7 protein-coding genes are annotated in these 10,863 nt (G+C 54.6%); 2 read left to right on the forward strand and 5 right to left on the reverse strand.

What is annotated here, in order from left to right; translation table 11 throughout:
- Nucleotides 1–151 precede the first annotated feature (151 nt).
- On the reverse strand, nt 152–826 hold the full coding sequence (locus tag R3C20_24225) for a hypothetical protein (GenBank protein MEZ6043617.1): 675 nt from the start codon (nt 824–826) through the stop codon (nt 152–154).
- Nucleotides 827–1,809: 983 nt separating this feature from the next.
- On the opposite strand from R3C20_24225, the gene R3C20_24230 reads away from it, so the two are divergent.
- Both R3C20_24230 and R3C20_24235 read left to right on the forward strand, forming a co-directional pair.
- Nucleotides 1,810–4,269, forward strand: a complete 2,460-nt coding sequence (locus R3C20_24230) for a serine/threonine-protein kinase (protein ID MEZ6043618.1) — start codon at nt 1,810–1,812, stop codon at nt 4,267–4,269.
- Between the two features lie 62 nt (nt 4,270–4,331).
- Nucleotides 4,332–5,084: a hypothetical protein gene (locus tag R3C20_24235; protein ID MEZ6043619.1), complete on the forward strand. Its 753-nt coding sequence runs from the start codon at nt 4,332–4,334 to the stop codon at nt 5,082–5,084.
- 119 nt (nt 5,085–5,203) lie between these two features.
- On the opposite strand, the gene R3C20_24240 is transcribed toward R3C20_24235, so the two are convergent.
- The 4 genes from R3C20_24240 to R3C20_24255 all read right to left on the reverse strand — a co-directional run bounded on the left by R3C20_24240 (nt 5,204) and on the right by R3C20_24255 (nt 10,649).
- Nucleotides 5,204–5,452 (reverse strand): hypothetical protein, encoded by a 249-nt coding sequence (locus R3C20_24240; GenBank protein ID MEZ6043620.1) that lies wholly within the window; start codon nt 5,450–5,452, stop codon nt 5,204–5,206.
- The gene (locus R3C20_24245; GenBank protein MEZ6043621.1) at nt 5,449–6,138 is read right to left on the reverse strand and encodes a hypothetical protein; all 690 of its coding nucleotides are present in this window, start codon (nt 6,136–6,138) and stop codon (nt 5,449–5,451) included. Before R3C20_24245 ends, R3C20_24240 begins: the two co-directional genes overlap by 4 nt.
- 23 nt (nt 6,139–6,161) lie before the next feature.
- Nucleotides 6,162–6,434, reverse strand: a complete 273-nt coding sequence (locus R3C20_24250) for a hypothetical protein (protein ID MEZ6043622.1) — start codon at nt 6,432–6,434, stop codon at nt 6,162–6,164.
- Nucleotides 6,435–6,593: 159 nt separating this feature from the next.
- Nucleotides 6,594–10,649 (reverse strand): alpha/beta fold hydrolase, encoded by a 4,056-nt coding sequence (locus tag R3C20_24255; GenBank protein MEZ6043623.1) that lies wholly within the window; start codon nt 10,647–10,649, stop codon nt 6,594–6,596.
- Nucleotides 10,650–10,863 lie beyond the last annotated feature (214 nt).

The following is a 10,863-nucleotide window of genomic DNA, read 5'->3' on the forward strand; positions in this document are numbered from 1 at the left end:
CTCTACCACTCCTTTGGAATCGTCGTCCTGACGCAAATCTGTGTGGGGGATGCCTGAAGATTCTCAGTGGACTTAGCGCTGATCAGGCACGATTGGATCCGTGGCAAACCGGACGACAGCCGCACATGACATGCGACTGTCTGACGCAGGTTCAGTTTGTGGAATACTGCCCGTCTGCGGATACGGTTGGACTGGCGTCTTCAAATGCCGTTCGACCTGCCGCTGCGGATCGAGCCGGATTGATAAATGTGTTGTACATGGGGCGAGCCCGATTAGCGGCCATTTGAAGTCGAGGATTGTCGGCAACAGAATTCAGTGTCTGCGCTACAAACCAGTCCGGGTAAGAATTCAGCACGGTCCCCTTTTCTGTACAGATTGCACGCAGATTGAAGTAGGACATGTGATCTCGTGGTTCTTCAAAATAACTGGCCCACAGATCATCCGGCAGGTTGAACTGCTTGGGCCAGATTTCCTGAATCACGAAGACGCGATCGATCTCTTCGTGGGCCGTGTGACTGAGCACATTGTCAATGTACTTTGGCACCAGGCTGTTGGAAACGTCGTAGTGAACTCGAGGTGTTTCACCAAAGGGATAGAATTCGCCCCAGGGAGGACGGACATCGTAGAAGTTGCCATGAACATCTTCCGCCACAACGCGAGTTCTGTTGTCGTAGGCTTCCCAGCCGCAGAACATGTCCCATACAAAGAAGTAGCTGATGGTGTTGCCCTGCAGCCCGACTTTCATGGTGTGGGCAAGAATGCCGAGACAAAGGCATCCGATGTAGACGGCAATCAATGCTGTGGTCATCTTCCTGCCGATTCGCATGGTGCACCTTCCTTCCATGGCGGGTGTGGCGAATGGATATGAATGGTCGTTTCAACTGTTCCCTCGGGACTCTGCCCATTTTCAGAAAATGGGTCAAGATGGATATGCCGGCTGCCGACGCGATCGATCGCTTCCCTGGCCAATTCCCGATCTCAGAAAGCCCGCACACTGCGCCGCACGCCCTGCACAGACATCTCTGGACACAAAACGCACAAATTCGCACGCCAAACAGGCTTAACGCGGGCACCGCAATAACCTGAACGGGCAGATACACCCGCGGCAAAGCAGGAACAGCGAAATGGCTCAGCCGTATTCGCGGACTTTTCCGTAGCCCCGCCACGCCCGGGCCGCCTGTTGCGTCGGCAAAGGGGGCCGATCCGCCGCGTTCTGAATCCTCAGGATGACCATGGACCGTGTCACTGTCCGGGGGCTTCGGAATGGACGGCGGTTTTGGCAGGGAATCGGATTGAGCGACGAGAACGGCGACGGAGCACAGTCAATGTCGTGCCACCTGCCACCTGCCACCTGCCACCAAGACAGCGTGAAGACAGGACAGCGGGCAGACAGGATTTTGATGAGGCGGCGGCGTCAACGTAGAAAATGAAATCAGAAAACGAATGCGATTTCTGGATTACTCATCTTGAACAACGGTACTCCTTACGACAAGCTTTGCGCCACCTTAAAGGCGTGTGAATGAATTGGACATGGGTGCGACTTTGGAATCCATCAGTTCGCCGGTGGACGTAACTCCTCTGAACAGACAGCAGCCTCTAACCGCCTGTCGAAAAACGGGACGGGCACGAACAGGAGACCTGAAAACACGACGGTTTACAGCCGTCCAGCACGCATGTCCCGATTCTTCAACGGACAGCTAATCCGCGATCGTTTCCGATACTTCGAGCCAAAAGTAAGTGCACTGAAACCTTCATCAAGCCTGGGAGTATCTGGTTGCGAATGCCCGTCAACCCGTTGCGAGTGCCCAAATGAACAATTCGCAGCTCAACAGTGAATCCACCCTTGGTGCAGATGAACAAGCTCAAGCCATCCTGCGATCGTTTCGTGCCTGCTGGCATCAGAAGCAGGATGTCAGGGCGGAGGATTATGCCAGTCAATGTCCGAAGGATGAACGCGACGGATTGATCATTGCGTTGCTGCAAGTTGAAATCGAAGCCCGTCAGAAACGCGGGGAGATCGTCGAGATCTCCGAACTGGAATCTCGGTTTCCTCACTTAAGGCTGGAGATCCGTCGCTGGCTGACGCAATGCATTGGCTCCAAAGACCGTGCCAGTAGTTCCACAATGGTAGAGGGCGTTGTCGCCAATGGCCAAACTCCCGAGAGCATGAGTTACGATGCAGGGATTGCGGTCAGCATCACACGTTTGGGGCGTTATCTGATAAAGGGAGACATCGGTCGCGGAGCATTCGGCGAAGTCCTGCTGGCGGAAGACCCCAACCTTGATCGGCCAGTAGCAATTAAAGTTCCTCGCCCCGGGTTTGCGTTGAGTCCGCAAATTCGCAGGCAGTTTATTGCTGAGGGCCGGAAGGTCGCAAAACTGAATCACCCGAATATTGTTTCCGTCTACGATGCAGGCGAAGCAGATGGTCGCTGCTACATCGTTTCGCAATACATACCTGGCGGCAACCTGCGAGACCGCATTCGACAGGGACCTCTGAGTGTCGACAGAACGCTCGATATCGCAAAGCAAATTGCAGAAGCCCTGCACTACGCTCATGAACAGCGCATTGTTCATCGCGATATCAAACCTGCCAATATTCTGTTGACTGATCAGGTGCACCCCATGATCACGGACTTCGGGCTGGCAAAATTTGAATCGGGTGATCAGTCGATATTTGCTCCGGGCTCACTGGCTGGAACACCTGCTTACATGGCCCCTGAACAGGCATTGGACGGAGTTCACAGCGTCGACTGTCGCGCGGACATTTTCTCATTAGGGATCATCATCAGCGAAATGCTGACAGGCATTCGTCCACAGGTGGGATCATCGCCGGAAGAATGGCAAGCTCACCACCAGCGAGGTTTGCAGATTACGCTGCCCTCAACGGTTCGCGATGATGTTCCCGCAGAAGTGGACGAAATCGTTTCGCGTGCAACCTCTCGCGACCTGACATCCCGATTCAGCACGGCCCGGGAACTGGCGCTCGCTCTCGGCGAATTACAGCGAAAACGAGATGAAAGCGTGATCCAACCCACCCCGGCGTTACCGCCCGCGTCCCGAAAGCAGGTACGCCATTGGATCCCAGCTGGCGGCCTGATGCTGAGCATTGCTGTCATTGCATTGGCTGTCAATCAGTCCGGGCCTCTGATTCAGCAAGCTGATGATGGCCGTGTCACCGTTAAGATCAGGACTGCCCCGGAAGGCGCGAAAGTGACCTTCATTCCTTTGGAGACCGATACGCATTACCCACAGCCTCGCGAGGCTGTCGAGTCACAGATTGTGGAAGAACCTGCTGGGGCCGAAATCACAGATCTGGCTGATCTGAACTCCGCCAACCGGGAAATGGCCAATGAGGAAGCTCGCAGGATTGCCCGGGCCAAAGGTACCCAACGAGTCTCCACCGCACGTTTGCATCCCGGACACTACCTTCTGGTCACTGAGTGGGATGAAGGCAGCTTTCATGAAGTCTACCGAACGATTCCGAAGAAGGATCAAACGTCGACTGGAGGACCGTATTCCCATATGTACTTTCGCAAGCAGCAAAATGGAGTCGTTCGGTTACCAGATGTCGTACTCAGGAGGGTTCCAAATCAATTCCGAAATACGACGTCGGTGCAGCAATCAACAGTTTCGGTGAGCGATCCCGGGGGGACGCTGGATTTCCAGGTTCCTTCATTCAGAATCATGCAGCGTCCGGTATCGCTTGCGACTGCAAGAATACAGGGGCATCACATCTCCAACTTAAGAACCGCAAGTTCATGGAATGGCCCGTCATCGCTTCTGCAAAATCAGGAGCTACTGAGCAGAATCATTGAAGAAGACGGGCCACTGGTGGGCTTCTGCTGGGACGATGCAGTCCAGTTCGCCGAAAACAACGGGATGCGATTGCCGGACGAATTAGAGTGCCGGGCATTCTTTCACGCGGCAACCAATTCCGATTCGCACCCACGCACGCAAATCGACAAAGAGATTGCCCGGGCCATCTGGACAATTAACCCGGCGACTTCTCGACCAGGAGCGCAGTGTTACGACAACTCCTTTCCCAGGGCTGTGAGAAGTTCTGATGTAGAACGAGTCGCCATCGAAAGAATCCCCGAGACCGTTCCTTCCGATCCGGAATCAGGATCGCGTATTGACAGAGTGATTCGTCGTTTTATCGATCGACGGGATGGAAGCGACCTGACAGTGGGATTGCACCTTCTGCCCATTGACGCACCAAGACTGACGGCCGCCCAGTTTCCACAAATCGCAGGTAAGGCTCATTGAAGTGAACATGGCCTTCGCCTGCACTCTTTTTCTGCAAACCCTGAATCAGAAAGTGATTTCAAATGTTGCGAGGGTTGCTGCTCATTCTTGCCGCTGTTTCGATCTCAGCTCCGGTTCGTGCTCAGGTCTCTCCCAGTTGCATTGCTCCCCAGTGGCAATGGGGACAAACGGGCAATATCTATCACTACTACTCGGAATACATTTATCTTTCAGACTCGCCGCCTTTCGAGCAACTCTGTTACCTGTCCTACTGGGACAATTACGACAGCACCGATGGAAATCTGCCGTTTTGTTACTGCGATGGTGGTGACGGTTGCCCTTCATGTTCGGTCTTCAGCAGCCTTGTTTCACAGGAGACAAACGATGCTTCGCGCCCGGACGAAAGGCTGCGGCTTCTGGGCACGCAGAATGTGAACGACACGGGATGCCCGGCAGGTTTACCACCCAACGTCGAAATCACACTTGCAAACAACACCGAGATCCGAAACGACCAGGGAATCAAAGTGGGTGAGGGTACGGCAAAAATCCTGAATGAAAGACTATGTTCCACAAACCTGAATGGACAGACGATCTACTTTAAGCTGTTCGAAGTTCAATTGACTGTTCAGTCCATGGCCCCGGTCGTCAAAGACCACTCTACGGTTGTGAGACTAGGGTTTCAAACGGAAACGCCTGACGAAGACAGCCTGGTGCATCGTGTCGATTCTTCGTTGTTTGAAGTATTAATGACGGATCGCATTGCCGGACAACGATCAAAATGTGCACTCGTCAAACTGTCGACAACTCGAACATTCGTTGTTCGGCTCGCCAGTTAGATTTGTCGATGTCAGCAGCCATCGCTTCCATCGAAGATCGGCTCCGGACAGGTACCGGATAACACGGGATTTGTGGAACCGGATGCAGGTTCTGGCGGCATTGAATTGAGGGATCGGCGTCAGAGCATGTTGCGATGTTCGCGAGGGTGGCTGCATTCGTGTTCCGCTTTTCGAACAACCTGCGACAGCTTCGTTGCCGCATCCAGCATGCAGCGAACCTGCGAATGCAGCGGCTGCAGGAATTCCTCTTCGACGCGCTGGCTCACCGGGTCATCCCAATGCTCTTTTGTCGCGGCCCACACCGATTCCAGCTGTCTGAGAGCTTCTTCAAGTCGCGCGGCCGGGGAAGTGAAATCAGCACGTTTCATGTTGCGTCATCCGTTGTCGAATGTTGGTCGGTTTCGACAGGCTTCGTTGGCTGATCCTCACGCATCAAATCTGCCGGAGAATCACTTTGGTGGTCCGCCGCAGATTCGTCCTGACGCTGCATGGCTTCAGCCTGTTGTTGGATCGATTTTTCCAGCGTCGCAACGATTGAACCAAGTCGAGACTGCATGACTTGTCCTTCGGGGGTTGCAATATCCGCATAGGCCTGCAACCGGTCGATGGAAAACTTCAGCAATGCAAGTAATCGGGGGATCTCTCGCTCCAGCATCTGAACCATGGCTCCGGACCGGCCATGAAACTCATTGGCTTCGTGCTGAGTCGCCATATTCCATTGCTTGACGCGGGGTATTTGTTTCGTCGAAAACTCCAGATTGCGTTTTGCCTGCTCCAGGTCTTTCTGTTCTTCGAAGCACGTGGGACGGAAATCGCCGACTCTGCGCATTCGGCATTGATGCAGTCTGATTCTTGCATCCGCCACATCCCGCGAACAGCACTCGATTTCCCGTTTCCAGAACCCAGGTCGGTCACGTTCCAACCAGAACTGGACCTGCCTTAACTGTGAGTCCCAGGCGGTCATGCACAAGCGGGCTTCCTGCTGGAAATGCATGACACTGGCGGCAAATCGACAGACAGCTTCAAGCGACGAAACATTGGCAGAATCGGACATGTGTGGACTCCCCCTTCGTTCGACTATTGCTGTTGCAGATATTCCTCAATCAGCTGGGCCTTGCGAAGCAGATAGGGAATGAACTGTTCATTCGAATCCACGAATCGGCTGAGTGCTCGGATGTTGCCTACAAATTCTTCACTGAACCGGATGTGCTCCTGGTCGCGCCAGGTTTGGCCCAGTTGATTCAGCTGGGCTGCAACGGCCCCCGTCTTCTCATTCAGGTCTTCGTTCAGCCGCCTCAGCATCTGAGCGAATCGCCGCAGCTCCGACGGATCCACAATAGCCTGGGTCATCTTTCTGGTGTCCTGATAGAATTTTCGGCGACGTTCAAGAGCATAAGAAACCTGTGCCCCGGATTGAGTTACACCCGCATGTTGCGGGTTACAGGATGTGCAATGAAACAAGTCCCGGAATAAAGTAACGTGAATCGTTCGGCGGTCTCCGACGAAAACCTATTTCTGCTCCATAAGCCAGGAAATCAGGTCTGCAGCGGCCTGGGGATCGATCTCCTTCTCCAGTCCTTCCGGCATCAGCGATCGTCCCGTATCCTGCAGTGTGTCAAGGTCTGTTCGCAACAGTGAGTCTTCTTTCGCTTCAGCACGCCGCAGGGTAATGCTGGTTGCAGATTCAGATATGATCACACCGTTGTGAGTACGACCTTCTGTGGTAACAGCGATGTACTCTCTCCAGGCAGGGTTCACTTCTCGATTAGGATCGAGCAGATTTACCAGGATGCTTTCGGGTCCGCGACTCGCCACGGTGGCCAGATTCGGTCCAACCTGGTAGCCAACTCCGCCCAGTTGATGACACACCGAACAGTGCTTCTTAAAGATTTCGGCCCCACGTTGATTGTTGCCCACCAGAGACAGAGTGGTTTGATACTTGCGGATAACGTCTTCCCGGGAGGAAGTTCCCATGGCCTTCAACTGAACGGTTGCGGCGGCACGGAGTGTCTGATCGGGATGCCCGGCGAGTCGCTGAAGTTCAGCAGAACTCAGGAAATTCGAACGAACACGATCATCGGCCATAGCCTGCAGCAGGATGATGGCCCAGTCGGCGCGATCAAGCATCAATTCGCGAGTGCGTTCCAGCACTTTGGGGCTTAATTCAGAGACGCGATCAATGAGCTCACTGGCCGCCCTGGCGTCGCCATAGACTCCCAGCGTTTCCAGCGCGGCGAGTTGAATTTCCGGAGCAGTCAATGGGTTCAACATTGCCAGTAACCGCTCGCTTTGATCCGCGTAGTTCGCCAGAGTCAGTGCTCGGATGGCGGCTATTCTGGCAGCCGATGCTGCTGTTTCGTCGTCCGCCGTTTTCTGAGCGGCGGCGACAATGCTGGATGTGAGAGCCGAGAAGACAGGGTCTTTGCGAGCTCCCGAATCACCGCGATACGTCCTCTTGACGAGTTCCAGCTGCAGCGATGGGTGATCCGCTTGTCTCTCGATCAATGCCGCGAGGGCCTTTCTTTGTTTGCCAGCCGTTTGTCGCGCTACTAACTCCGTCAATTCGGTAATGACCGCTGCGCCGTCGGTTGACTGAGCAAATGACGGCGGTTCGTTCGATGCGAGAACGGAAAGGGCTTTGAGGCAATCTTCCTGAAGTGAAGTCAGAACGGCTGTTCGAATCCATCGGTCCGCCGGGGCGGATTTCAGAATTGTCAGCAGCGGCGCGAATCGCAACGTGTCGTCGAATGCCCCCAGTGAGAACGCAGCCTGAAGACGGACGCGTGCGTCGTCATCGTTGGCCAGCTGACTCAGGGCAAGACCAACATCCTGCGACGCGGCAAAGGATTCTGCATGTCGTGCAGCAGTTTCCCGTACGCGAGCGTGTTTGTCTTTCAGTGCAGCGACAATGTCGTCTGCCTTTTGAGCATTCAGGCCCGCCAAAGTGTTCAACGCGTGGACTCGTCCACGAGCCGATTCGGGGTTGGCAGCCAGCTTACGCAGTGGTTCGATGGCCGACTCATCCTGGCGTTCGTACAGCAGACGTGCGGCCGTATCACGATGCCATCCATTCGGGTGCGCGAGCATCGCGACCAGTTGTTCGGTCGAACATTTTCCGGGCAGATCCCGGGCCTGAAATTTCCAGCCAGCCGGTGCCAGCCGGTAAAGTCGACCGCGATCACGTCCGCTCGTCAGATCCAGATGCTTTTTGATTTCCGGAGGTAGACTGGCCGGGTGTTCAATGGTTTCACGGTACATGTCCAGAATCATCAGGCAACCGTCGGGAGCATTTGCAGACTGTACCGGACGAAACCAAATATCCGTCGATGAGATGAATTCGAAGCCCGGATCAATCCGTTCAGCTTTCCATGTGACACCATCTGCGGTAGCTTTTTTCCGATGAACGATGTTGCTTCCCACATCGGCCATGACCAGCATCCCAACCATCTCCCTGGGCCAGGCATCGCCACGATAGACATTGATACCTGTTGAACCTGTGAAATAGCCGGCTGGTCGTCCGCCACCTTCGACCACGCCTTTAACAACCCCGGATGCCCGCAGACGTGTTCGAACAATGCGCCAGGGTTCGACCGGACTCGTGCGAAAAACGGGCGCCTGTCCACCATCCACCGCTATGCTGACACGCGGCGGCGCTGCGGCGACCTGCGAATTGCGAGTCAGGTAACGATCGTTGTAGAGAATTGCCTGCGCATGATCGCTGTTCGAACAAACGAAGCGATTGCCCCAGTCGTCGAAGCACATACCATGCTGAGCACCACCACTTTCGGGACGAATATCAAACGTCTTCGGGTCGAATGAAAAGTCCCTCGACCGAAGTTGCAGAGCTGGTCGTTCGGGGTGCACCGGACACGTCACGGTTGCCCCCGACGAACTTGTTTGTCCATAAATTCGATTGTCAGGGCCCCAGTGCAGGCAGTTCATCAGGCCCTGAACGTTGCTGCGACCAAAGCCGGTGAATACCAGCGTCTTTTCGTCTGCGCTGTGATCACCATTGGTGTCCTTCAGGTAAAAAACTTCTGGTGGACTTCCAACGAACACACCGCCATCAAAGCAGGTAATCGCTGTGGGCCAGGAAAGCCCTTCCGCGAAGATATGACTTTCATCGAAGACGCCATCCTGATCCGAATCAATCAGTAAGCGGACCCGGCCCAGATGTTCATCTGCCTGTTCCGAATAGTCACGCATTTCAATGACGAACAGACGACCGTGCTCGTCGAACGCAACAGCCACCGGATCAACAACATCGGGTTCCTGCGCGATCATCTGGATCTCAAACCCCGGCGCAGTTTGAAATGTCTGAATCGCTTCTTCCGCGGGCACGGCGGCAATTCGCGGCAATTCGCCCGAATAGTCCGGCATCAGATCTGCTGGCGGTGTATGCCGAAGCACCCGATCAATTTCCGAATAGGCTTTCTCACGCATTTCTGCCGGAAAGTCATGCTCGCAGTCCGGAGTTGCCAGAATCAATTCGCCCTTCGCGTCCAGCAAAGAATAAATCTTCGCCGCTTCCGGGATCGCCTTTCTTACACCGGCCACATCAAAGTTTGCGTCGTGCAAGGGCGAAATCGAAACGAACGTGCGTGGCGCCAGGGCGGCTACAACCTCGTAGAAATCGAAAGGCACCAGATCCGGATTCAACTGGTAGCGTGAATTCAGCAATGGCATGTAACGATCGCTGGTCCAGCCCTGGATTTTTCCGCCATAGTAATCATGAAACGGAGTCCAGCCACAACTGGAAACGATGATCTTCAGACGCTCATCAAACACTCCGGAGAACATGGCATTGTGTCCGCCAAGCGAATGGCCGATGACACCAATGCGATCGGGATCGACACACGCCATCTGACAGAGCAGGTCAACACACCGCCGATGGTTCACAATGCCCTTCATCGTTCCGGAAACGTAGGGATCCGTTTCAAAATCGTAGTCGGAATAGTCCCCGAATGATGGATAGTCGGGGCAAATCGTGATGTACCCACGCCGGGCCAGTTCCAGACCATACTGGCGATTCCCCCGGGGACCTTCCCCCGCCACAATCCGCTTACCAGCCGCCCCCGTCGGATGAAGAGCCAGCATTGCCGGTAGTTTCTCCTGCGCGTTCAACGCCAGAATATTCGCGGGGTCTGCCTTGTCTGCCAGTGTCGCTGGAAGCCAGAGATCGAGCGGCAGACGGTCGCCTGATTCCATCTGAATCGTGAGCTCAATCCGGCGCAGGTTGTCGATCCGTTTGTCCTCAACAACCACGATATCAAAAGGGGCAGCATTCTCTGTTGATGGCAGTGGCCCCATCGCTTCCTGCATTCCCGCCAGTATTTGTTCCCGACGTACGGCCCAGTCACCCTTACTAGCAATTCGTTGCACCTGACCATCGTCATTTACAAATTGACTCAGGTCATTATGCCGGATCGCGGACTGTGACTGGGGCACCTGCGCAGTAGCATCGCCTTGCAGGACGCGAGCGCCAACAGTGGGATAAACCATCATAAAAGCAACGGCAACGAATACCGCTGGGAAAAGGCGGGCAAACCAGAATCCTCGGTTCATTTCAATCACTCCGGGGAAATTGATGTGGTGGTAGGACCTGTGTTGTAGAGCACAAGCTGCCGGCAGGGAAGCGGCTCGCCTGCTTCTGAAGCACACCAGAGGATGTGCCTCGAAAAATGCGTGACGCATAGTCAGCCAATTGAACGAAATCCAGCCACCGATGCAAATTAAACGGCCATTCGCCGACCGGGTGTGTACGCGCGAGTGAATGTTC

The sequence above is a fragment of the Planctomycetaceae bacterium genome (genome assembly GCA_041398825.1).
Classification (GTDB): domain Bacteria; phylum Planctomycetota; class Planctomycetia; order Planctomycetales; family Planctomycetaceae; genus F1-80-MAGs062.